Genomic DNA, 24,052 nt, shown 5'->3' with positions numbered 1-24,052 from the left:
AACATCTTGATCTTGAGACCCCAAACCAGGCTCAAGGAGGACACCATGCAAGCAATCCAAGGAAACATCGGTAAAGAGATCAAGTTCTTTCCACAGGATAAGGAAAGCGGGCGTGCTGCGCTCGCGATTATCTCGGTGGCAGAGAAGAAATACGCACCACCGACGCGCGACGTCGACGGCAAGACAGTGTGGGCGGAACCGGAAACGATTTGGCACAACGACGTGATGATTCGAGGTAACGCAGCACATCGCTTCAAGGATACGTTTCAGCCCGGAGACCCAATCATCGTGGGCGGGAACCTCGGTAAGGCAACCCAGAAAGAACTGCCGGATGGTCGAGTGATTGACTCCACACCGTTTTGGGTAGAGACCTTCGGGTTTGACGGAACGAAGGTGAAAGCCGAAATCGACCGTGCGCCCCGGCAAAGCCAGTCGCATGACCCGGCACGAATCGTCGCGCAAAGCCACCAAGCTAGTGCAGCGCAACAGTCGGTGCAAGAAAAACCCGAGGAGACAGACATGACGAACTATCAGGTCGTCTCTGACAAACTCGAACACCGGCTCAGCGAACTTGTCGACGCGCAACGAGTTAGTGAGACGACAAAGAACGCAATTATGACAGCCTTTGCCTCTTCGTCTACGCCAGAAGAAGCCCAAATCTCTGTAAACACCGCAGTAATGCAGGCGCGGCTTCCAATGACGGAAAATTTGTACCTAACGAGCGTCGTGGGGGAAGCAGCAGGCGACGGGCCGGCTCTTTCGTGGCGTGAGGCTGAAAAGCTCCACAATCCCGACAATAAGACCCTTCTGAGGCCACAACCGGCGCCACAAACGTACGCGCAGTAACTACAAAACATTCGAAGGCGGGGCTCAGCTTCTGAGCCCCGCCTTTTTCTATGTGCGCGCCGACCACGTTCTGAATATCACGTTGACCACGTGATGTCGGAGGTAGTGGCCATAATGGCAAGAAAACCCAAAGTTGCGAGCACCCAACTCGCTTTTGACCTGTTCGGTTTGTTTGAAGAAGTAGGAGACGAGACCAATGATGCAGCCGCTACGAGACCGCCGGCATTGGCCGGAGACCAAGAACTATCTGGAGCGAGTGGGACAAATCAACAACGATCTGATGCTCGCAAGAGAGATAGCGGCACGCGAGGAAACGGTGCCGGACTGGTTGGAAGATCTGACGATCAGCACAGAGGACTTGACGGAGAAACCCGAAGCAGTCGCTCTCTTGAAACTCTTGCATCGGCACCAACTGAAACTGCACTCTCTGGAGCAGATGGAAGCGTACAAGGAGCTGGCGGAAGAACACGCGAAGAACTGCCTGGAGAACGGGGAAGCCGTAAGCTCGCTCCTGGAAGCGACAGCATTCACAACGATGGGGCCGAAAGCGGACGAGCAACTCTACGCATCACCCGAGCTGGAGTCAGTGCTGATCCGGTGGGCGGAGATGACACTCGAGGACAGCAACATTCAGGCACCGCAGCCAACGATGGTACAAGCTTTGATGCTCGCGAAGCTCAGTTTGTTCCTCGAGCAAGAACCGGGAATGAATCCCGTGTGGGAAGCGGAGTCGAAGCGGTCGCTACTCTCCAGCAGCTTCTACTCGAGCGGAGGGAACCGAACGAAGAAGAGCGACTAGCTCTCCGCCGTTTCCCTGGGTGGGGAGCCATCCCCGAACTCTTTGACCCTAGGTCAAAGAAATTCGAGACAGAGCGTGCGACTCTTGAGAAGCTCTGGACCGGTGCAGAATGGGGCGCTGCAAGACGCACTGTGCTCAACGCCCACTACACAGACCCACTCTACGTAGACGCGATGTGGTCAATGTTCGATCAACTTGGCGTTCCAGCCGGAAGTACCATTTTGGAACCAGGTTGCGGTACAGGTAACTTCCTTGGAAAAGCACGTGACGGAGACAACCTGGTTGGGATCGAGCTCGACCCGACCACCGCGCAAATTGCTACGCTGCTCCACCCCGACGCAATCGTCAAGAATGAGTCGTTCGCGGAAACACGGCTCGAAGGAGACGGTTTTGATGCAGCGATCGGTAACGTTCCTTTCTCCCCGGTAAAGCCGTTTGATCCGGCTTACAACGCAGCTAATCTTTCTTTGCACAACGCATTCATCGTCAAGTCGTTACGGCTGACTAAGCCTGGTGGAATCGTCGCCGTGATGAGTTCACGGTGGACGATGGACAGCAAAACCAGTTCAGCCCGGCGCCATATTGCACAATACGGCGAACTGTTGGGTGCAGTGAGAATGCCGCAAGGTGCACACGGTGCAGTAGCAGGAACCGAAGCGGTCATCGATGTGCTCGTATTCAAACGGCACGAGGGAGAACCTCCCCACACCGAACCTACGTGGGTTAAAACAGTGCCGTTTACAACCGCAGACGGTGAAGCGTTCGTGAATCCCTACTTCATCAATCGTCCCGAGCACGTCCTCGGTGACCTGCGCATCAGGTCTGGGCAATTTGGGCCAGAAATAACCGTCAGAACGCCCAACACCGCTCCAGAGTCAGTCGCGGTTCAACTCGGCACAGCGCTCAAGCAGATCAGTGCAGAAGCTCTCGAAGCTGGAAAAGGCTGGAACGCGACGAACCGTACGGTAACGGATCGGCCGGTCGCAGCAGCAGTGCAGGACCCAGAGAAACTGGTGGGCCGAATCTACGAAGACGAATCGGGGCACCTCATGCAAGTCGGTATCGAAGGGCCAGATGCACTCCAAATACCTAAGAACGCCGAGGCCGAAATGCGCGCGCTGTTGCAGATGCGCGATGCTTCGGTGGCATTATTGAATGCTGAAGCAGCAACGGCGGAAGACACCCCTCAGATCGCTTCTTTGCGGGCAGAACTTAACCGAAACTACGACAGCTATCTCGCTCAGTTCGGGCCTCTTGGTAGATTCAGCGAAACAGTCAGAGAACGTCCCGGAAAAGATGCTCTCATTACACGAAAGTATCCAGCAGCGCTGCGCGCTTTTCGCGTCGACCCGCACTATGCGACGGTGGTGGCTCTCGAGCGATACAACGAGGACACGCACGAAGCTCGGAAAGCGACGATCTTCTTTGAACGCGTTGTCGGCGCGCAAACACTTATTTCACACGTTGAAACTCCTGAAGACGCGATTCAGGTAAGCCTCGACAGGCTAGGCGTGATTGATGTGGCTCTTGTGGCTGAACTGCTCGACCTGGACGAAGATGCTGTTCCCGAGGCGCTTGGAGATCGCGTGTTTCTATCTCCCAAGGATCGGTCAACATATATCTCACGTGAAGAGTATCTATCCGGCAATGTCCGGCAGAAACGATACGAAGCAATGGATCTTGCTGAAGAGGATGACCGATTCAATGTGCACGTTGCAGCACTTCAAAAAGTTATTCCGGTCGAGCTTGGGCCCGCCGAAATCGACACGAAACTTGGGGCTTCCTGGGTCCCCCGCCGGGATGTGAAAGAGTTCTTGGAACACGTTCTCACCACTGACATTTCGGCAATAGAGTACATCGACGGGAAATGGAATTTCAGACAGCGCGGCCGAACAGGTTCGGTGAGCGAAGCGCGGTGGAGCGTGCGGAGCGATATCACGGCAATGTCGGCGTATGTCGTTGTGAAAAAAGTATTGAACGGCGAAAAACTCCAGGTCACGTATACCGTCGATGACCGTACCTTCGTCGACCAAGAAGCCACTGAGATGCTGCAAGAAAAAGCGGGCGAACTTCATGAGACTTTCCAAGACTGGCTGTGGAGCGACGCAGCTCGAGCTGAAGAACTCCAAACTCGGTACAACGATCTGTATAACGGAATCGTGCTGCGGTCATACGACGATATAACGCTGTCACTGCCAGGGAAAGCCGCAACGTTCACGCCGCACCCTCACCAATATGCTGCGGTGGCTCGCATGCTTGCAGAACCATCTGTCGGTCTCTTTCACGAAGTTGGCGCAGGTAAGACGGCCGAGATGGTCATGGGCGTGATGGAACTCAGACGGTTGGGGTTTGTTCAAAAGCCTGCAATCGTGGTCCCGAACCAGATGCTAGAACAGTTCACACGGGAATTCAAACAGATTTACCCTCGAGCTAAAGTTCTCGCTGCGGGAAGCCAAGACGTAAGCAGTGCCGGCGGCCGCGACGCACGAAAATTGTTTATTGCCCGTGCTCAGACCGGTGACTGGGATGCCGTGATCATGACGCACACAGCGTTTGAGAAAGTTGGACTTGGGAAAGCTCAAGCAGAATATGCGAAACAGAAGCTTGAAGAACTGCAAGCGGTACACCTCGAAAAGTTGAACTCAGATCTTTCGAAGAACTCAGTGAAAACGATTGAGCGCCAGCTCGCTACCCAAGAAGAAAAACTCAGCAAAATGCTCGACATTGATCACGATGAAGGCATCTCCTGGGAAGAAACTGGCATTGATTATCTCTGCATCGATGAAGCCCATTATTTCAAGAACTTGGCAGTCAACTCGAGTATCGATGACTTGAACAGGGCACAAGGGGCGCAACGCGCTCAAGACCTCGATATGAAGCTGTGGTATCACCGAGACCACCTTAAACAGAGCCGAGTAGCTACATTGGCGACTGCGACACCATTGCCAAACTCGATGATTGAAATGTATGTCATGATGCGGTACCTAAGACCAGACCTCCTCGAAGATGCGCAAGTGTTCCGGGCCGATGATTGGGCAAAGCAGTTCACCGAACAGACGACTGCAGTCGAAGCAAAACCTGAGGGCAACGGATTCCAGATCAAAACCCGTACGACGAAGTTCCGAAATCTTCCAGAGCTTTTGCAGATGTGGCATACGCCCGGTGACGTTAAAACTCAGGCAGATCTGAACCTTGCTGTACCAACTCTTGCGCTCAACGAGGAAGGAGAACGCACACCAATAATGGTGGCCGTAGAACCTACGGAAGCGCAGCAGCTCGGCATGGAAACCATTGTGGAGCGTGCCGTTCTCGTGCGAGACCGGATGGTCGAGCCTGAAGAGGACAATATGTTGAAAATCACCTCTGACGGCCGAGCAGTCGCTTTGGACCCTAGGCTCCGAGGAGGTGACGGGCCAACTGAAAGCGAGACTACAAAAATCGAAGTCGTTGCAGACACTATTTTTGAAGAGTGGGAGAGGAACCGAGGGAACGAATATCTCGATGAATGGGGGGAACCGTCTGAAGCGCTTGGGGGTCTTCAGATCGTTTTCTCTGACCTTGGTACTCCGAAGCAGGGCGGCGCGTTCGATGTGTACAACGAGCTTCGCCGACTGCTCGTGGACAAAGGCATGAAGGCAGACCGTGTCCGTTTCGTTCATGATGCAAGTAACGATCAAGCGAAAGCTGAGTTGTTCCAGCAATGTCGAGACGGCCGCGTCGACGTACTTATTGGATCAACCGACAAAATGGGTATCGGGACCAACGTGCAGACCCGTGCTGTTGCCCTGCACCATATAGATGCTCCTTGGCGGCCTGCTGATGTGACGCAACGCGAGGGGCGGATTATTCGGCAGGGAAACCAAAACTCTGACGTACAGATCTACCGTTACTCCACCGAGGGGTCATTTGATGCCTATATGTGGGGAACGCTTGCGAGAAAGGCTCAGTTTATCGAGCAAGTTTTGTCACGTCGTCTTGATGTCAGGGAGATCGATGACTCTGGCACGCAAGCGCTCCAGTTCTCTGAAATGCAGGCTGTGACGCTTGGAGATATGCGAATTCTTGAAGTAGCAAATCTTAAACAAGAAGTGCAGAAGCTAGGTCGCCAGCACCGTTCTCATAACCGAATGCTTACCGCCGCAACCGAACGGCAAAAGGCTGCTGAACAGCAAATGGCTATGTATCAGCGTGACCTCAGCCACCTAGAAGACCTTGTTCCAAAGTTGGTCAGTACCAATGGTGATTCGTTCCGTGGAACACTGCAAGAAAATGTGTATCGGCACCCTGTAGTTATGACTTCGAGGAAAGCGTTTTCTGAACGGTTATCTGAGCTTGTCACGCAGGCTCGTATGAAACGGCAGCATCTGTCGGAGCATACGGCACGTTACCCAGCCCCTGTCGAGCTGACGGTTACCGTGGGCGGTGTTGAATGGGCGACAAGGCTGAAGCATAATGTCGCGAAAAGAGATGACCCGATAGTGGTGTTTGAAGATCCTGGTGCTCCTTCTGCGTTGAGTTTCGAAGTGAAACTATCCGTCGTGACTGGTGACGCTACGGGGTCAAACGCAGCAAGGTTCGAAACGCGAGCTCAATCCGTTCCCCACTTGGTTGAGAAGTATCGAGATCTCGTCGTTGCACGGTCCAACGATGCGAAAGAATTGCGGCAGATCTCGGAGGTACCCTGGCCGAAACAAGCGGAGTTCAACACCAAGAAGACACGTCTTGACGCGTTGGAAGCGCAACTTCAAGAGGAGGCAACTCCGAAGCAAGCCGTTCCTGGAACGCCGACTGTTCATAAACCGTTACCGCAAACTCCTCGGGTAGGTTACTGAGAGGAAAAGCGGGCCGTAACTTTTGTTCGGCCCGCTTTTTCTTTGGCTAGTAGCGGAGTTGTCGTGACTGCTGTTCTTCGTGGATAAAGTGCCCTGCTGTGCTCTGCTGCTGTCTAACGGCTTCAAATGAGTCACGGAAAGGCGCAAACGCCATGTTGCGATGTTCAGTCCGTACATGGTTTTGTGGCTCTGGAGCCCCAACTAGGTGGTGGCTATCGACACCGTAAAGGTCGCGATAACACGCAACCCGAACCGCATCCTGCCTCCACTGGGCTTCGCCTCCTGGCAAAGGCTCTCCGAGAGCTTTCACCCACGGTTGGTCTTCTGCGATGGCTGTATCAAGAATCAGTTCAGCTCGAAGCTGGATCGCTTCTTCTCGATCTTTCAGAGCGGCTAAGAAGTCGTTATCTCGAACCTGCGGTGCAACGTCGAGCAGACCAGCAACCTTGAGTTGAACGTTTGCATGGCTCTTCAGAGAGCCAAGTGACCCGTGCTCGTCACTGACTCCGAGCCGATTTATGCGTGAGCTGAGATAAGTAGTGAGATTCGCGATACTCGCCCGATCGGTAGTTAGCAGAATTTCGCGAAGTTCCTCTTCAGCATCTCGTCCTGAACGTTCGAGCAATTCGAGCGACCGGTAGAAACGGCGCTCTTGTAGATGCGTTGTGCCTTCATTGAACTGAATATCGAACTGATCGAGCAATGGCGCGAACCGGTGTCCATGCAAACTGTTCTCTGCAGCGGCATCGACAAACTGTTTGGTACGCCAATGCAGAACTGAAAGGGGATCGTGGCTCGAGCTAATCTCTCTCGTTGTGAGTAAGTTGTTCAGTGTTTCAGGAACGTCATAACCCAACTTCTCGATTCGGCTCATGTTTGCCATGAGGGGACCGAGAGAGGGGAGATCAATTGACTCATCTGTCGCAACATTGAGTTGTTTGAGGACGTCGAGCCATTCCTCGGCAAAAGCGTGGCTCATGAGCGTTTGGTATTCGGCATACAGTTGGGTGATGGAGCCCAAGCGTTCTGCTTCGAGTTTCTGTGTGTCGTGTGCAGCGAGGTCTCCCCCGCGCTGCTTCAACACTCCATCGAGTACTTCCCTCCAAGTTTTCACCATGCCAGTGTTTTGCTTTTCGCCAAGGGCTCCTTCCTCGTCGATGATGACGTAGGCCTTGTTGAGTGCTTTGCCTCGCGTCATGGAGACATAGAACGTTTCTCGTGACGCGCTGCTGTCAACGATGGTGTGGGCTGTGTCGACGGTTCGGCCCTGAGAACGGTGCGCTGTTGTCGCGTAGGCGAGCTGTACATGCTCCCGGCAATATGATGCAGGAAGCGTCACTGTCTCTTCTCCAGACGACACAGTAATGTCGCCAGTTTTTTGATCGACGGCCTTAATCACCCATTCGTCGTTGTTCTTGACCCAGCGGTCATGGTCAGTTTTGAGGTGTCTAGCATTTTGTCGCGTCACAATTCTGTCGCCTGGTGACGCGACACCCGATGCAATCTCTGCAGTTTCTGAAGCGTCAACAGCACCGATACTGACGCGCCATTGGCGTGCGATGTCGTTGAGTCTTTCGACCATGTCGTTTGTTGGCGCGATGAGGAGCGACGTGAGTGTCGCGTCACTGTCGCTCTTCGGTGTCGTCTCGTCATGTTTCCACGCGTCAACGGCGGCAGTAATGATTGTTTCGTCGAGCCCCCACTCGATACGATCGTTTTCAATATACGCTTCGAGACCATCGCTGCGGCCGAGTCGGAGAAGCCTGGAGGCGTCCGCTTCCCAGTCAGCTTTGAACCGATGGATTGAGGAGAGTTCTGCGACGTCTGGACGGTCAGCTGCAAGGAGACCAAAAGCTCCGCCTGCGTCGATTGCTGCAAGCTGTGCCCAGTCGCCCACGAGAAGAAGCTTCGCTCCAGCCTCTTCGGCTTGGGACCGGAGAGTATCGAGCGCGATGGTGCCTGCGATAGATGCTTCGTCTACGATAAGGAGATCGCCAGCGTTCAGCGAATAGTTGAACCCCTCACGGCTGCTCGTTCCCTGGTTCGTTTCGTGCAGCCACTTAGCGGTGTTCTCGGTTGCGATGCCGAGAGATTCTGCGAGGACTTCTGCTGCGCGAGCAGTCGGGGCAAGACCGCGAACACTGCCCGGTCCGTACTGGGTTTCCCAAATCTCGCGGAGCTTTTCAAGGCTTGTCGTCTTCCCTGCGCCTGCCGGTCCCACGAGAACGTCAACGAGCCTTCCCGACTGCGTGATGTTCGTGACGGCTTCTGATTGGTCGGCCGAAAGAATGAGCTGCTCTTCGCCAGTGGGTGCGGTTATCAGGCCCGTCACGATCTGTTCGTCAACGGTGATCCAGTCAGTTCTTCTTCCGGCTTCCAATAGTCGCTCCTCTGCGTCCCAGACCTCTGTTGTGGTGTAGAGGTCGTGAGCCGTTGGCTGGAAATGGGTGGCCCCATCCTGTGTCTGGAACCTGGTCGGTGTTCGTCGGGTGTTTGTAGGGGTAAGCGGTACAGCTTTCGAAAGTACCCGCTCAGTGATGCGTTTCACAGTCTCGCGCCGGTCAGCGTCAGAGCGGAATCTCCAGTGCGCGGTGGCGTCATACACTGCCTTTTCTGCGTTCGTGCGTCGCCAAGTGGAGCGTTCTTCTGCAAGCACACTCAACGCAAAGGATGCCGCCTCCTCTTCGTCTTCGATAGAAATATCGTCTTGACGGAAAGACCAGAGCGGGTAATCTGCGAGTCGTTTTTCTCCTTCTTTGACGAGCCGGTCTGCTGCCAAAAATGAATCACCGATATGTGGTTTCGCGCGTTGACGCCAGCTTTGCGTGAGGTCTTTCAACGAATGGATAATCTTCGCGCCTCTGGTACTGAGCGTCGCCTGTTGCCTGAACTTGATGATCTGCTGGGGGGATGGAGCGTGTCCATGCTTTGCGACATAGTCAGCTATGCGTTTCTCTTTCGCCTCTCGAATGGCCTCAGAGCGTTGTGAAAATTCTGCATTGAGGCTGTGAGGGATACCCGCTAGTTGCCATTTAATAGAGCCGCGTTTCGTTCCTCGGTCTAGAGAAAACTGGAACCGTCCGGCAGGCGAATCTACTCTCCGTTGACGAGAAAGCCATGCTTGATATTCCTGAGGGTGCTCAAGCACATCTTGCGTGGTCCAATCAGCCCCAAGCCGCTGAGACAATTCATCCATGAGTACAGTGTCGTAATGAGCCCCAGCCGTGGACACAGCAGGATAAAGCGCACGAGAGTCTATGGTTCTCCATTTTCCGTCGGCAGCCTGTACTTTGTTCGACAAAAGCATGTGTGTGTGAAGTTGTGGGTCTCCTTCACGGGAATCCCAGTGGTCGAAGAGGGCAGCAGTGATTCCACTCGTTTCGACTTGGGCGATACCTTGCATCCCAGTACGAGTGCGGACCACATCTGTTTCGAGCATCGCTACGGCTGACGCGATAGCCGCGCTATGCGCTTCTTGAATCGTCGATTTAAGATCCGGGTCAGCTATAGCCCACCATGAAGACACACTTTTAGGCGGGGAGAAAACAAACTCAAAACCGGCGACCGACTCTTTTTGCGGTTTCTGGAGTTCTTCTTGAGTAATTTCTGTTGCCAGCTTGTCGACGTCGACGGAAGCAATGTGCTCCGATGCTTCTGTGAGGACTTGCGTGAGCCGGGCTTGAACGCGCTCCTCGAGCGAGGTGGATACGTCAAAGCCGCGACCAAGAGGTACTTTGGTGACCGGGTGTGCACCCTCACCAAACAATGCTTTGAGTTCACTCTCTGAGGCTGGGTGAGCTGCCGTCAGCCCGAGCGTAGCCGCACCTTGGCCAATCCAACTTCCCGGTGGTGTTCCATCCCCTGTGTAGTAAGAGCTTTTTGAATGAGCACGTTCTTCGCCCTGAGCATCGACGACCGTGTTGAGGAGGTAGCCCCACGCGTCACGGCTTGCCCCTATTCGAGTCATTGTCATCATGAGTTTGCTCCGTTCTGCTCTGCCGTGAGTTTTCTGTGTGCATCGCGTCTGCACTTGTTGCTGCAATACCGATGCGAGATACGTACTGGAAGAAAAGGTTTCCTGCACTCGGCGCATTTTTTCGATGCTGCAAGAGCGCCCTGGGTTCGCCAATGCGCAGAGCGGCACTTTGGGGAGCAGAACCGATGCTGACGGTTCACCGGAGTGAAATCATTTCCACATTTTTCGTTGGCGCAGTGTGTGACAAGACGGCTGTTAATCCATGCGCTGATGCCCTTTGCTATTGCCTCGCTTTTGCGTCGACAAACAGATGAGCAATACAAGCTCTGTTTCGCTGGAGTGTTGAACTGTGTATCGCAATGCGCACACCGTTTCACCCATTTCCCGTCTTTGAAATACACCACCTTTCCGCGTTGACGAGGGTTTCGTCTGTGAGGCGAAGGAGACAGCTTGGGGCTGTTCGAGTCTGCGTAGTTGTTCGTCATTTCGCTTCCCAGAAGTGAATCGCTGCGCAGTGCATGGGACGCGAGCACGAACGCACTTTCCGCGAGTGCCAGTCGTGTAGGGAGAAGTTCCGGCGAAGAATGAGACGGAAGAGAGGCAGCGAAAGATGCCGATAGAGAAAGAGAGCTGGTGGAGAGATCGGGCATAAGAGAAAAGTCGGTGTAGGGGATTTGGTGTGTGGCGTTGCGGTTGGTTGAGAGCGCTGGTTGAATGCGGCTGACGACCGAGGCAGGCTATTCGTCCTCCTCTCTTGCGCAGCTATCCACATCTCACTGGTGTGGAAACAACAGAACTGAGAGTCGTTGAACGCGGCTATTACTGCTCCTTTTGCGATGAGACAACCTTCGCCCCAGATGAAGCTGAAGGGGTGCTTTGCCGAAACTGTGGCCTCGACACGAGTAACAGTGGCCCGGACTCGCCACGGCGCACATTGCAAACCCCTGACGAGCCAAACGAAAGATCAGAAAGCGACAGACCGGGTAGAAGCGATGCTCACCGCCGAGCGCTCATCAAGGCAGGTGTTGCTGTCGCGACACTGACTTGCGTCACGCTCGCTGGCGTCGGCGTCACACACTTCACCAAAGCGACACCGGCCCCGTCTGTCGCGACAGCTACGCCGGTGACCCGAATCTCTTTAGCGCAAGCAAATGCGCGACACATCACCGTCGACGTTGAAGGATATGACGCGACACCGGCATGGGCTATCGCCGGGGAAGCGACACACGTTATTGCGAGCGACACCGGCGACGCGCTGCTCTTGGTGACGCCAAATGACGCGACAGTGTATGACGTGGAGACAGGCGACATGCGTGACCGACACGCGATGTCGCCTGGCGACACGGCCCAGGTCACGGCTGTCGCGACATCGACCGGGTTCGTGGTGAAGCGACACGACACCTTGTCCGTATGGAGTGACGACACCGGGTGGCGACATGGCGACATCGACGCGAAAGCGACACTGTTGTCGCGAGGCGGCATTGCTGTCGCCGTGTCCCCGAAGGAGGAATACTCGCTCGTCAAAGACGACGCGACAATGATGGCAGTGACGCGACCTGGGAACGAGGCGACACTCATCACTGTGACGCCAACCCATGTCGTGTGGGAAGAAAAACGTCGCGTCACCGTGACCGCACGCGGTGACGCGACACCAGGTGGACGCGACGTGCCGCTCACTAGCGACGGCGACATGAAGCTCGACCGTGCCGTCGGTGCTGACGAGAAACATGTGTACGGGCTTTGGCGACAAGGCGACACCGCGTCACTTTCCAGTCACGACATTACGACCGGTGACCTTGTCGATAGCAACTCAGTGACGCTGGGCGATGACGAACACCCTTTCCTCTCTACCCACGGTGAAACGTTCCATGCCTATGCAAACGTCACCATAGACGCACTGGCAGGTGCCATCACCCCAGTCCCGACCGGACAACCGATGACGATAGCGGCCGGGGAAGGGTTCGTGACAGCGACCGAAACCAGAGCGACAATCCTGCACCCAAAGAAACAGATCGTGGAAACGATCACGGTCCCGAAAGGCACGGTCGTGACGGCGGTCAGCAACAGGGGCTTAATTCTGACGACTCCTCAGGGTGTTATCGCTCTCACCCCTACACAGAAAGAAACGAAGAAATGACAGAGATGAAGGCGATCACCTTCGCGTGCGGACATACCGAAGATCGAGACCTCTCGAACAAAGCGCCAGAAGACCGGAAAAGCTTCGCGAAATGGCTTTCTAGGCAAGACTGCGGCACCTGCTATTACGAAGCCAACAAGGGAAGACTCCAGGCTCAATCGAAGCGTGAATGGATACGTGAACAGAACAAAGAGATCGAAGCGGACATTCAAGAGCAACGGCTCCCAGAGCTTGGTGGTTCAGCGAAACAGGTTCCGTGGGCGAAACGGATCAGGTTCGAAAAACTGCGAGCAGCCTATGAAGAAGCCGTCGAAACCGAAGGGGCCTCTGAAGACGCATTTGAGACACGATTTGTTGAGCCCGCACGACTCATCACTTCAGCGAAATGGTGGATCGATCACCGCGAAGAAGACGCAGCGGCAATTCCCGAGCTCATCACGGAAGCTCTCGGCAATGAAGATGATGCAGTCAGTGAGAACCCGTTCTGATGAATACTGAAATCGTTGAGCAAACCAAAGAACAGCTCACCAAAGAATCCAGAACGAAAAGCATTCTCTTCATCATCGGGGGTGCCCTGATCGCTCTGGTGATTGCAGTCATAGCCGTCGTGGTGTTCATGCGAGCTTTACCCGGTGGCGACATAGAGGCGACGCCTGAAACAGTAAAGCCCCACATCGTCAGCGACACCAACTGGTCGATTGACGCGACACCAGGGGCGCGACATGTCGTGACCCCTGACGCGCTTGTCGTCCTCACTGATGACACCGTGACGCTCCTATCAAGCAGTGACGCGACACATGTTGCGACACTCGAAGACGCTCGTGGCGCGTCAGCGGCGACAGCGTTCGATGGTGGCGTAATTGTCTTCAACGATGACGCTATATGGACGTGGATACGTGAGGCGACAGAGTTCACAAAGCGCGACATCCCCACAGGTACTCACGTCAGAGTTTTAGGCGACACCGCGTTCACAATCAGTGACGACAGAACAAAAATCAACGTTGTAGAGCATGACGCGACACTCACCGAAGTGACGCCACCCAAAGAAGGAGCCGTACCGTTGACATCGGTAGGCGACACGATCATGTGGGTGACTGCTGGCGACAACTCGATCATTACGCAGCGGGGAAGCGAGACAGTCTCAGAGACAAAACTCGTAGCGCCAGCTGACGCGACAGGGGTGCTTCGTCGCCTCGCCGCAACTGACGCATTTGCATATGTTGTGTGGGAAGCCGGGGAAGTGGAGCTGCTTGCAATCCATGACGTTATGACGGGGGCGTTGCATGCTGTGACCGAAGTCGTTGATGCGGCCGAGCAAACCTGGCGGCTCAGCACTGACCGATCGCTCGCATACTTTGCGAGCGTCCTCATCGACACCAATAAGGGCGAAATGTCGTTGCTGACATCAGAGATTGCTGACCCAGTTGCTCTTCAGAAAAGCTTCAGCGGACACACTACAGAAACCGAAATTTTGACGTTCTCACCCAGTGGCGCCTCAGTGCTAAGCGGAGACGTGACCCAGGTTCTTGGACAATTCGCAAACGGTCTGTATCTCATCGAAAAGGGTAGCCAACTCCACGCCTTAGAGACGCTGCCATATCGAGACCTGAGTTGAACTGCGCTGTAGCTCACTTCTGATGGCGCAATTGCAAAAACGAAAGGAACGTAATGTTCAAAAAGATCGCAGTCAGTGGAGCAGTCACCCTCGGGTTAACGTTCGGTGGTGGGGCTATGGCAAACGCTGCAGAGCAAACTCCCGAAATCGACCTTGAAAAAGCGTTCGTCGCGCTTTGCGAGCTCGCAGACGCTGATGGCATCACGCTCGAGACTGACGAAGGAATTGTCGAGTTTAATGACGGCACCGAACTTACCGAAGCAGCAGAAGGAAACCCAGAACTCATCGATGATCTCCTCAAAGTGCAAGAGCCTGTGTTTCTGCAAGCATTGATGATGGACGAACCTACCGACCCTGTCGAGCCAGTGGAACCTGTGGAACCTTTGGAGCCCGTCGACCCGGTCGCCCCTGTAGAGCCGGTAAAGCCGGTAGAACCGGTAGAACCTATTAAGCCCGTGGAACCCGTTCAACCAGTGCCCCCTGTTGCACCGGCTCCAGCCCCAAGCCCCACGCCTGGCCCAGTAGCTCCTGCACCCGCACCTTCACCTGCGCCTGCACCTCAACCCATCTATTCGGGCGATTGGGGCGTGGCTGCACCTGTGGCCTACAGCAGTCCACGCTATGCCGGTACAGGCGACCAACTCGCGTTCACTGGTGGAGCTGGCCTAACCGGAGTCGTGGCGGCGGCTATCGCCGCTCTAGGGGCGGGTGGCCTCTTGCTCGCGCGAGGCCGCAAACCAGAGATAGAACTGTAAACGAAAGACCTGTGAAAGGGGAGCGGCATTCGAAGCTGCTCCCCTTTTTATTCACCAAGCAACAAAGTTGTTTAGTTATTCAATCGGAGACGAAAAGATGGATGAACAATGGCAAACGGTTTTCGAAGAATGGGTTCCTACCTACTCATGGCGAGTTGAGGCTGAGCGCGAACAAATCAAGCCGGGAGGCCTCCACTCATGGAAGCTCTTCTTCTGGAAAGTGTCTGATGAAAGCGAAGTGCTGATGAAGGCTGGATTGCAGTTCCTAACCAGTGAGCCTTTGCCTACTGATACATATGCCTGGGACTTTATAGCCGGTATGCAGCCGTTCTCGGACGGGGGCAGGTTAGAACTCCGAGAAGACTTTAGCCAATACGTACGGTACTGCTTGCTCTTGCTTGACTCTCCAGATGTTGCCGAGCGAATCTACGAATTAATTGGGAACTGATATATGCTCGCTGCATGATCACAGTGTGGTGTGAAAACGAGAACAGATCATTCGGTGCTGCCGCATTCCAAAATCTTGACCCCGAACAGAGGATGAGTCTCAGCTCCTCGCTTCAGTGTGAGCTCTGCGGCGCCTTTGCGTGGTTCGTGAAGGCATCTAGGAATGGTCGGGCACCCTGTTTTGCAGCGCGCCACGAAGAAGGCTGTGACAACAAGACTGAACGTGCAGAAACTCTTCTGCTGCCTGGAGAAGAGGAAACGTCGTCAATCAATGCGTTGTTCAATGAGTTCAGGTTGGTGCCAGTCCAGCAGAAGGGCCAGGTGAATGCTGAGGTTGGTGGAATAGAAGACGGGTTGAATAATCGGTCTTCACGAGTGCGCCGGCACGTTCTGGACGGAGAAAAGTCAAGTGTGCCTCAGAGGAATATGAACTCACTTCTGAACGGAGTTGTTTATAGGTTCGAAGAAGTAGCTGATGTGACACTTCGTCTTCCAGATGGGAAGAAAGGTAGCATTCGTCACTTAGTAGTGCCTTTGAACGAAGCTGAGGGAAACCACCTTCACAGAACCCGGCTTTATTGGGGAAAAATAAAACAAGTCAGAGAGAGCCACGGTAATTATTACCTCAACGTTTCGCACTTCCCAAGTGACGCATTCCATATTGAGGAGGCTCTATTTGAACAAGTACTTGCTCATTATCGTTTTTCAACCATGGACGATTTGCAAGAAACTTATGTGATGTATTTGGGTGTGCTCTCCCTCAACTCCACAACTTCTGCTAAAAAAGTGGAGATTGAAGATTTGTCCTGGCTTGGTATTTTGCGTGGTAATGAGGAATAAGTGAACAACAATATTCCCGTTCGTATAGATGTATCAATCGTTTTGAAAGGATAGACATGTGCGGCCGGTTTGTGATGGGAATGAGCTACGAAGAAGCAGAAGAGCACTTCAAGCTTTATTCGTTCGCGCCGGAGTTGCCGATGCCTTCTTGGAATATCAAGCCCACGCAGGACGTCACTGTCTTCTTAGAGGATCACAAAGAGCCGGGGCATTTCCGTGCTGAAGCTGCGCGGTGGGCGCTCACCCCGGTCTGGTCGAAAACCCTAGCGACCAAAACGCCGCTGTTTAATGCTCGGGTTGAGACGGTGCTTGAGAAGCCGAGTTTCAAGGCGTCAGCGAAGTCGCGCCGCTGCCTGATTCCGGCGACTGGGTATTACGAATGGACTGGTGAAAAGACAGCCCGTAAGCCTCATTTCATTCACCTGGCCGAGGAACCCATTCTCTTTGCTGGACTTCATTCGTGGTGGCATGAGCCAGATGCGGGGAATGATGAGGGCTGGCATCTCACCACAACGATTCTCACGATGGATTCCTACGGGCCGATGCAGCCCATTCACCATCGCATTCCTGTGTTCATGACGCCCGAGATGCAGGCTGACTGGCTTTCACCCGCGGTTGAAGGCGTGCCGGAGCTGTTTGAGATGGTCGCCGAGACGGCACGCAGCGTGGGGGAGCTTCTGGTTGAGCATGAGGTCGCGCCTTTGAAAGGCGACGGGCCCGAACTGCTCACAGCAGTTTGATGAGTGCCCGTTTCTTGATGAAATAGGCGTGCTTTTCAATATCGCCGCGTTCGAGCATTGCTTCGAGCTCTTGAATGTCGTCGAGAATGATCTGCTGCCGTTCTGGAGTCGTGGTCTACCGTATGGCTTGCTGTGCTCTGATATTCATGGACGATGAAGGCATCGGGTTATTACTCCCCAGATTGTGAAGTCTGCAAGCGGCGTACAGCTTTAAGATTTTGGGTTGGCTGATTTCTGTAACGAACATGGCGATTCCTCGTAAGTATGTTTGATGCGATAACACTCCTGGCTGAATTCTGGGAGGTGTTATGGGGGCAATAAGGTGATCCCGAGGGATAAGCGTTACGTGAATCGTGTGGTGGTGAAAGGTCATGAGGCAGGGCGCTGATATGACGATTATGATTTTTGTGAAAAGCAGCACCCCCGGCAGTAGCGCAGTGCTATGTCGGGGGTGCTGCTGGGGAATAAATTGTAGTGTCGATTTTGTCAGACACCTAGCCGTATCGGAAAATCGTGCATGAGTAGATTATCCATCTTTGGATTTTGTGTTGAAATCCTGAAGCTCGTCTTTCGCCTGGTTGAAGACTAGAGCCCCGCCACCGATAGCGCCAATACCCATCAACAGAAGGAGTTGAGGCAAGACACCTAGATCAAGAATTAAGGTGATCAGGCCTGCGATAGCGCAGATAGCGCCCGTGTAAATAACTGAAATACCTGCCTTTCTTCTCTTACACGCGGTGTCATCTGCGAACGTCGTATTTGTGTTCCTTGACAGCAGAATTGCGAGTACGCCGAGGACGGGAAGAGCACTTCCGCAGACGAACGCAATAGTCAGAGGCTGATCTAGAAGAGCAAATAGAAGGCTACATAGAATGGCAATGCTAGATACCGTCACCATCGAGATTTTTAGTCCCCGGTTCGACCGTGACGCGTTGCTCTTTATGTTTCGCATAGGACGCATACCCTTCCACTCATTTCGCCTACAACTGACTTAGCACTTAGTCCCGACCCAAATCAGGAACCCTTCTGTGCCCACAGCGTACACAACAGCCAGAGCCACCGCTCCGGCTGCACCAGCTGCTATCAAAGCGGCAATCATCGCTCCAAGTCCGTATGTACGCAGCAAGCTCACTGCATAAAGAATCACTGAACACACAATGTTGCTGTCAGCTGCGGCTACTGCCTGTCCGTCAACCTCAAGAGCGGATCCACCGCTAGCGATCTCAGCGAGGTCAACTGTCTCGGTTACCCCACTCTCAGTAGTCACGGTCATCAACTGCGTTTCGTCGTCGATCGTCACTGTGGTGGTACTACCCTCCACAGTCATTGCAAATGAGCCGTCTTCGAATTCTTCTACTTGGACACCGTAGAAGTCTTCCGCTTGTTTAATCTGCGGACTTGCGGCCTGGGCACCGCTCTGAGGCATCATTGCTAAAGCCAGCGCCATGACTATCGTCACGACTGCGGCGATTAGGGCTTTCAAACCAGAAAACGCCTTTACTTTTTTGTCTTCACTTAGAGCCAAAACGCTCATCGTTCTCACTCTCCTCGGAGTAATGTGAAGAGATCAAAACAGTGATCTCAACTGGAAAAGCGCCGGAACCGGAGTGGCCGGCTTCCCTAGTCTTAATGCACACAACATGCCGCGGTAGAAACTTAGGTACTTGGTTTTGTTTCGTCAAAGATCTCTGCGAGTGAGATAGCTCCGATCCGCGTAGCGTAGATCAGTACCTGAACTCTGTCGCGAACATGCCATTTGGCCATAATTCGACCAAAGTTTGCCTTAACAGTTGTCTCTGCCAGGTTGAGCTCGTCCCCAATTTCAAGGTTAGACATACCTTTCGCTAACAATCGTACGATTGAGAGCTCCCGCTTCGTAAGCCCCTGTCCCTTCACTAATTGCCGGTTCTCTGGGTTCTGCACAGCAGAAACGAGAGCTCTCGATATCTGGGGTGAGAGTGCCGACCGGCCACTATGTACGTCTACGATGGCTTGGATCATCGCTTGTGGCTCCGTATCTTTTACAAGATAGCCAGCAGCCCCCGCGCGCAACATCGAAACAACGTGACGCTCGGAAGAAAATGTCGTTAGGGCCAGGACTATTGTCCCCGGATACTTTGAAACGATCTCTTCTGTCGCCTCGACACCGTTTGTGCCTGGCATTTGAATATCCATGAGAATAACATCGGGATTAGCAGACTGCATAATCCCTAAGGCGGTCAGGCCATCATGAGCCTCACCGACGACGGTAGTCCTTGGATCGGCTTCTACAAAAATGCGCAGAGCATGTCTAACTAATGCTTCATCGTCTACGATCAGTACCCGAATAGCGTCCATCTTGAAGAGTTTAACCTGGTCGGCAAATTGCGCACAGGCACGAAAGGTCATCAATCATAGAGACTTAGGTATCTACTCTTTTGGTGACTCTACCTGGAACATGAGGGGTGACAACCTCATTTTTGACGATCGGATCGCTGCTCTATGTTCTCTGGCACTAAAATTATTGCTCCACTGCAACTTTCGTTCTTCGAGTGGCTCTGCCAAATGTTTGGAATTTGTTCCTGAACCACTTACTCAGCGCGTGACAAATCTGTTTTTGTAAGGCCCAGAGCATAATAGACAGAGAAACATCAATAGCCTTGAGCGGGGAGGTTTTCCCTGCACAGAAAGATGGGACTGTCTAACGTGGTGGCTGATGACAGGATGTCGAGTTCGGCGCGCGCCATTTTGGTCGTTGTAGTGATTATTGCTTTCCTAGCGAATTTGGTTCTTTTCCTATTTTCAGACGGTGAGCCTTCACCAACAGGCCAGTTGGACGTTCTCGTGTTTGTGGCAATTTTGCTCTTTGCCTGGCATCCGCTAAGCGCTGCAGTTTCTCTAAGTCTTCTCGCTTCAGCTGCTCTCGTGCTTAACGTAGGGGGTCCCTACGTTTTTGTTCTAGCACTTGCAACTGGACTTGTTTTCTTTTGCTGCAGGCGCTGGGTGGCTACCGTTTACAGCTCATTGACCATTGGGTTTATGGTCATTGCAGAGGTACTTGAACAAGGAATTACTCCTGGCGCTTCTCTCGGTTTGTTTGCAATTGGTGTGACTTCAGGACTTATCGGTTGGGTGTTACGTCTGCAGAGAAACAGAGTTTCTGTTCTGAATGCTGATGTCGATAGGCTGCAGCGTGAACTTGAACAAGCGGTTGCAAACGAACGCGAGAGAATTTCTGACGAATTACACGATGTAGTCGCGCACGACATAACCGTTCTTCTCATGCATACACGAGTGCTTACCCTCCCAGGCAATGAGAACGACCGAGACATCTCCGTACGAGCGATCACAGAAGCAGCTGTTCAAGCTATGACTGATGTGAAACGTATGATGCGTGTTATGGACAGTAGTCAGGACATTGCACAAACGATAATTCCCAATTCTTTTAGAATTCAAGAGCGTATTGAAAAGATTTCTGAAGATTTCCGTATTGCAGGAGTTCAAGTGGAAACTAAGAGTTTGGGCGAAGTAAGACTGTCGCGAATTGTGGAGTCCACTCTTGGTCATGTATTTAACGAATGTGTGACCAACGTCATGAAGCATGCTCCGGGGACTGAGACGGTCCGAATTGAGTTAGAAGCCCTGGACTTTGAGGTGAGGCTCGGGGTGTGGAATGCAACAGCCACAGAAAAATCAGGTGTTGCTTCCAACTCGTCGGGATATGGACTTCGTCGAATGGAAGAGCGGGTTCAGCTCCTTGGGGGTGAATTCAAAGTGACTGTAACGAATGATGGATGGTCGGTTGAAGCCATTCTTCCCAAATCATAATGAAAAGAAGCACCCCAGGGCAGGGGAAAAGCTCCTCGGAGGGTACTGCCTCTGGGATGTCGTAGACAACAGAGGGTGGTGGGGTGGTCGTCGTTCGATCAGATCAATAATTCGGGATACCCGCGATTTTGTCTGGCTGAAACCCTGACCAATGATCTGTGTTAGTTAGAACGACAGGGGCAGCTGAATATCCGAGGCTTCTAACTTTCTCCAGGGCTTCAGCATCTTGTGCGAGTTCTACAGTTTCAAATTCGATACCGCGTTTAGTTAATGCGAGTTTGGTCATGTCGCATTGTGCACATCCGGGTGTGGTGTAGATCGTTACGGTTTGCATTTAGTCCTCCAGTCTCTTGAATACGCTTTGTGCGCACTCCCTCTCCATGTTTTTGCCGGAAAGGCACTTTGTGCCTCGGAGGGTGTAGTGATGGAGTGCAACCAACCGTGGAATACCGGAGCGAGCGCAGCGAGTGAGGATATGCCGCGAAAGTGGTTGTGCGGAGTCGCGGAGCCCGTAGAATGCCGCAGGCTTTCCGCAAAAACATGGCGTTATGCTGTCAGTAGTTGGTTTCTCGAATCAGTATTGTGAGAATCGGGGATTCGCTGACCGATTGTCGGAAGCTGGCTCACGGCTTGCTTCAGCTCTTCTTCGCCGACCTGTATGTATAGCTGGGTCGTGGCGAGTGAAGCGTGACCTAGAAGTTGTTGAACAACGTGCAGCTGCGTACCCTGTGCCAGTAAAATACAAGCATAAAAATGTCTCAATGAATGCGTTGTCAATCTTGTGTCGGTTATCCCGATTCTTCGCATCGCTTTAGAGATTGCCGTACTGGCACTTTTCATGAGGACGTGTCCGCCGCCGTTAGGAAATTGACTGCTTGTGTACGGTGAAGGAAACCACCATTCAGACCGTTCTTTGGCCTTTCGTTGAGCGACCTCTTGCACCGCGCTATTTGCGTGGATGGTTTGGATGAGCCCGCCCTTGCGGGATGAGTGGAAAGAGTTTGTATGCCAGTCATAGTCGCTTTTCCTAATTCTCACGACTTCCCCGATGCGCAAGCCGGTGTTCGCAAGAATAGTTACCTTGTCCCGGGTCGCCTGTCGAATATCTGAATTCATCAAGGCGTTGATGTGCTCAATGCTGAGAGGTCTGGCTTGTCTCCTGGGTACTTTTACGCGTGGAAGACGTGAGCCCGGATCGTAAGCAATATAGCCAGATTGATGCATCCACCGTGTCCAGTTTTGCAAATATGAACGTTCCACCTGCTTGGTGCCGGGAGATAAAGGGCCGCCAGTCCTGTAATGGGGACGATTCAAGAAATCGAGCAGGTCCTCAGTGGTTATTAATTGTGGGCGTCTGACTTTGCTAAAGCTGATTAAATTGCGTAATAATTCGTCGCGCCCAGCTATGGTTCGTTCGCTTAGTCCTGCAGCGGCCTGATACTTTGAGTATTTGGTTAGGGAAGTCTCCCACTCCACGTTTTTCTACTTTCTATCTGACGAGAAATTAACCTCCCCGGCTAAAGATCATTCCTTAATTTCGTCGAGAGCTATGCATGAAAGCGTCAGCGGGCCAGGTGTGTCGTCGGTTCAAGTGTTTTCTGTTGGAAATCTACAAAGATCACGTCAGATACATCGGACTTATAATCCGCGGGTCGCCGGTTCGAGCCCGGCTGGGCCCACATCAAAGAAACCCCTGGTTCTTCGGAGCCGGGGGTTTCTTTCGTCAATATGGCTTCGCGGTTCCTCTGAAACGCGAGAGCACGTGCCCGAGGTGCCACGTTTCGCGGGCAATGCGGTCTGCGATCTCGTCGCCTTTTGCGAACCATGAACGCGGGAGCATAACGTATTTGTCGGGATGTGGGCGACTCATATTGATGTTTGCAGGGGTTAGCCACTCTTGCATCCAGGAGGAGATGTCGTCGGTTAGTGCTTGGCTGAGGCCGTAGACCTCGGGCGAGGAAGTCCAGCCCGCAAGGGTGTCCCAGAGTGGCCACTCGTTTCCGTGCTCAGGGTAGAGGATAATTTCGTGCAGTCTGCCTGCGCGAGCTCTTGCCGCGCGTGAGATCGCATCTTCCGGAGAGTAGGACGGGGGATACAAGAGTTGTTTGCCGTTGAAAGGATCCGTCGTCTTTTTCCAGCTCTCGTTTGGAGTCAGGACGTGAAAGAAGTCGTTCTTTGCCCTTCTTCTGGCCTTCCAAAACTTGTCAAGCATGCTCTTAGACGACCAGCCATGCAAGCCTTTGTCAAGGCTTCGCGGGTTGCGTAAGAGTATTTTGCGGCTGTTTCCCGCGCGGCAAGGAGCGTACTTTGGGCGTGCGGAGTCGGAACGGACCGCAGAGGTTTGAGTCTGGTCGGCTGCCTATCCCGGCTCGCAAGTGGGTAGAGATGTGTTGCCAGACGATAACTAAAGCCTGATTCTCATTGTGAGTGAGGGCAATGTGTGCAAGTCTCAAGACTAGGCGGTTGGGACGGGCCCGATGCTCTGTCTCGAGAAGGGTGCGTGATGACGAAGAAATTTCAACTGGCTGCTACGGCGGCCACAATACTTCTTGGAGGGTCACTGGGCTTTGTCGGTTTGACCCCCGCTTACTCGGTAGGGCAAGAAACGGATGCCGGCAAAACTGCCGTGAACTCAGACCGGCTAGACCCTGAAACGCAAGCAATCGTTGACGAGATGACTGACCTTGCGACGTCAGACACCATGCAGATGATTCAAGACGCTGGGCTGAACGACTTAGACCCGAGATATCAAGGCTTGACCGTTGTCGATGTCGAACTTCGAGGGCAGGTCAGACTTCGTTTCTATGAAGAAGCAGATGTGGCGAATGAAATACTCGCCATCGTTGATGAACTGAACGAGACGTCACCGTTGCCGATCATTCCGGTCCCGTCGCAAGCTGATATTCGGAAGGCCAGAGAACTGGGCGAGCACTTCACCGACGGTGGCGAAGACTCGATCGCGGCCTCGCTCGGCATTCATGGCGTGACTGGTTTTTCGCTGGATCTGTTCACGGGGGAAGTCGTTGTTGCCACGAATGACCCTGACAGTCTCGCTACCGTTGTGAAAAAGAATGGGAAACCCTTCGTGACCTACGATGGGATCACGATTGAGGTTGTGTTCAGCGATTCAAACCCGCTCGATGGTTTTCAACTGCTTTTGGGTTCGTAACGCTCAGCACCACAGACATCGGCCTGCGTTATGCGTAGACCAGCGAGATCAGCCATCCTTTTCTTGCGCTCTTCGCCTTGCTAGGGTCG

19 protein-coding genes and 1 tRNA gene are annotated in these 24,052 nt (G+C 53.3%); 13 read left to right on the top strand and 7 right to left on the bottom strand.

Translation table 11 applies throughout. From position 1 onward, the window contains the following. Window positions 1-45 precede the first annotated feature (45 nt). The 3 genes from JSO19_RS03860 to JSO19_RS03850 all read left to right on the top strand — a co-directional run bounded on the left by JSO19_RS03860 (window position 46) and on the right by JSO19_RS03850 (window position 6,477). Window positions 46-846, top strand: a complete 801-nt coding sequence (locus JSO19_RS03860; RefSeq protein ID WP_270909859.1) for a hypothetical protein — start codon at window positions 46-48, stop codon at window positions 844-846. Between the two features lie 196 nt (window positions 847-1,042). Then, a complete protein-coding gene (locus JSO19_RS03855) occupies window positions 1,043-1,645 on the top strand; it encodes a hypothetical protein (RefSeq protein ID WP_270909857.1) in 603 nt (200 codons plus the stop codon). 182 nt (window positions 1,646-1,827) lie between these two features. Next, window positions 1,828-6,477 carry a helicase-related protein gene (locus JSO19_RS03850; RefSeq protein WP_270909856.1) on the top strand — a complete coding sequence of 1,550 codons (4,650 nt, stop codon included), beginning with the start codon at window positions 1,828-1,830 and terminating at the stop codon, window positions 6,475-6,477. A 46-nt stretch (window positions 6,478-6,523) separates the two neighbouring features. On the opposite strand, the gene mobF is transcribed toward JSO19_RS03850, so the two are convergent. Continuing rightward, window positions 6,524-10,453 (bottom strand): MobF family relaxase, encoded by a 3,930-nt coding sequence (mobF, locus tag JSO19_RS03845; RefSeq protein ID WP_270909854.1) that lies wholly within the window; start codon window positions 10,451-10,453, stop codon window positions 6,524-6,526. A 1,123-nt stretch (window positions 10,454-11,576) separates the two neighbouring features. Here mobF and JSO19_RS03840 point away from each other — a divergent pair. The 7 genes from JSO19_RS03840 to JSO19_RS03810 all read left to right on the top strand — a co-directional run bounded on the left by JSO19_RS03840 (window position 11,577) and on the right by JSO19_RS03810 (window position 16,987). After that, a complete protein-coding gene (locus JSO19_RS03840; RefSeq protein ID WP_270909853.1) occupies window positions 11,577-12,590 on the top strand; it encodes a hypothetical protein in 1,014 nt (337 codons plus the stop codon). Further along, window positions 12,587-13,078 (top strand): hypothetical protein, encoded by a 492-nt coding sequence (locus JSO19_RS03835; RefSeq protein WP_270909852.1) that lies wholly within the window; start codon window positions 12,587-12,589, stop codon window positions 13,076-13,078. Before JSO19_RS03840 ends, JSO19_RS03835 begins: the two co-directional genes overlap by 4 nt. Beyond that, window positions 13,078-14,205, top strand: coding sequence for a hypothetical protein (locus JSO19_RS03830; RefSeq protein ID WP_270909850.1), 1,128 nt, complete (start codon window positions 13,078-13,080; stop codon window positions 14,203-14,205). Before JSO19_RS03835 ends, JSO19_RS03830 begins: the two co-directional genes overlap by 1 nt. 116 nt (window positions 14,206-14,321) lie before the next feature. After that, a complete protein-coding gene (locus JSO19_RS03825; RefSeq protein WP_270909849.1) occupies window positions 14,322-14,960 on the top strand; it encodes a hypothetical protein in 639 nt (212 codons plus the stop codon). Window positions 14,961-15,057: 97 nt separating this feature from the next. Further along, complete coding sequence (locus JSO19_RS03820) at window positions 15,058-15,408, top strand: hypothetical protein (protein ID WP_270909847.1); 351 nt, start codon at window positions 15,058-15,060, stop codon at window positions 15,406-15,408. Window positions 15,409-15,422: 14 nt separating this feature from the next. Next, complete coding sequence (locus JSO19_RS03815; protein ID WP_270909845.1) at window positions 15,423-16,247, top strand: hypothetical protein; 825 nt, start codon at window positions 15,423-15,425, stop codon at window positions 16,245-16,247. 56 nt (window positions 16,248-16,303) lie between these two features. Then, on the top strand, window positions 16,304-16,987 hold the full coding sequence (locus JSO19_RS03810; protein WP_256448957.1) for an SOS response-associated peptidase: 684 nt from the start codon (window positions 16,304-16,306) through the stop codon (window positions 16,985-16,987). Between the two features lie 526 nt (window positions 16,988-17,513). Here JSO19_RS03810 and JSO19_RS03805 read toward each other — a convergent pair. From JSO19_RS03805 to JSO19_RS03795, 3 genes are all read right to left on the bottom strand, one after another. Further along, entirely contained in the window at window positions 17,514-17,885 is a 372-nt protein-coding gene (locus JSO19_RS03805) for a hypothetical protein (protein WP_270909842.1), read from the bottom strand. Between the two features lie 93 nt (window positions 17,886-17,978). Next, complete coding sequence (locus JSO19_RS03800) at window positions 17,979-18,521, bottom strand: hypothetical protein (RefSeq protein WP_217132328.1); 543 nt, start codon at window positions 18,519-18,521, stop codon at window positions 17,979-17,981. Window positions 18,522-18,643: 122 nt separating this feature from the next. Continuing rightward, window positions 18,644-19,324, bottom strand: a complete 681-nt coding sequence (locus tag JSO19_RS03795; protein ID WP_270909841.1) for a response regulator — start codon at window positions 19,322-19,324, stop codon at window positions 18,644-18,646. A 348-nt stretch (window positions 19,325-19,672) separates the two neighbouring features. Here JSO19_RS03795 and JSO19_RS03790 point away from each other — a divergent pair, with 348 nt between their 5' ends. Then, window positions 19,673-20,794 (top strand): sensor histidine kinase, encoded by a 1,122-nt coding sequence (locus JSO19_RS03790; RefSeq protein ID WP_270909840.1) that lies wholly within the window; start codon window positions 19,673-19,675, stop codon window positions 20,792-20,794. Between the two features lie 103 nt (window positions 20,795-20,897). Here the strand turns inward: JSO19_RS03790 and nrdH are convergent, their stop codons facing one another. Together nrdH and JSO19_RS03780 are read right to left on the bottom strand one after the other, a co-directional pair. After that, entirely contained in the window at window positions 20,898-21,128 is a 231-nt protein-coding gene (gene nrdH / locus JSO19_RS03785; protein ID WP_217132323.1) for a glutaredoxin-like protein NrdH, read from the bottom strand. Between the two features lie 212 nt (window positions 21,129-21,340). After that, window positions 21,341-22,270, bottom strand: coding sequence for a tyrosine-type recombinase/integrase (locus JSO19_RS03780; RefSeq protein WP_270909837.1), 930 nt, complete (start codon window positions 22,268-22,270; stop codon window positions 21,341-21,343). A gap of 91 nt (window positions 22,271-22,361) precedes the next feature. On the opposite strand from JSO19_RS03780, the gene JSO19_RS03775 reads away from it, so the two are divergent. Continuing rightward, window positions 22,362-22,473: transfer RNA gene (locus JSO19_RS03775), tRNA-Ile, on the top strand. Between the two features lie 44 nt (window positions 22,474-22,517). Here the strand turns inward: JSO19_RS03775 and JSO19_RS03770 are convergent. Then, window positions 22,518-23,006, bottom strand: a complete 489-nt coding sequence (locus JSO19_RS03770; protein ID WP_270909836.1) for a hypothetical protein — start codon at window positions 23,004-23,006, stop codon at window positions 22,518-22,520. A 291-nt stretch (window positions 23,007-23,297) separates the two neighbouring features. Between JSO19_RS03770 and JSO19_RS03765 the strand changes: the two genes are divergently transcribed. Beyond that, a complete protein-coding gene (locus JSO19_RS03765) occupies window positions 23,298-23,963 on the top strand; it encodes a hypothetical protein (RefSeq protein ID WP_270909835.1) in 666 nt (221 codons plus the stop codon). The last annotated feature ends 89 nt before the right edge of the window (window positions 23,964-24,052 follow it).

It is taken from the genome of Leucobacter sp. UCMA 4100, assembly GCF_027853335.1.
GTDB lineage: Bacteria > Actinomycetota > Actinomycetes > Actinomycetales > Microbacteriaceae > Leucobacter_A.
This window is presented reverse-complemented; position numbering and strand designations above follow the sequence as displayed.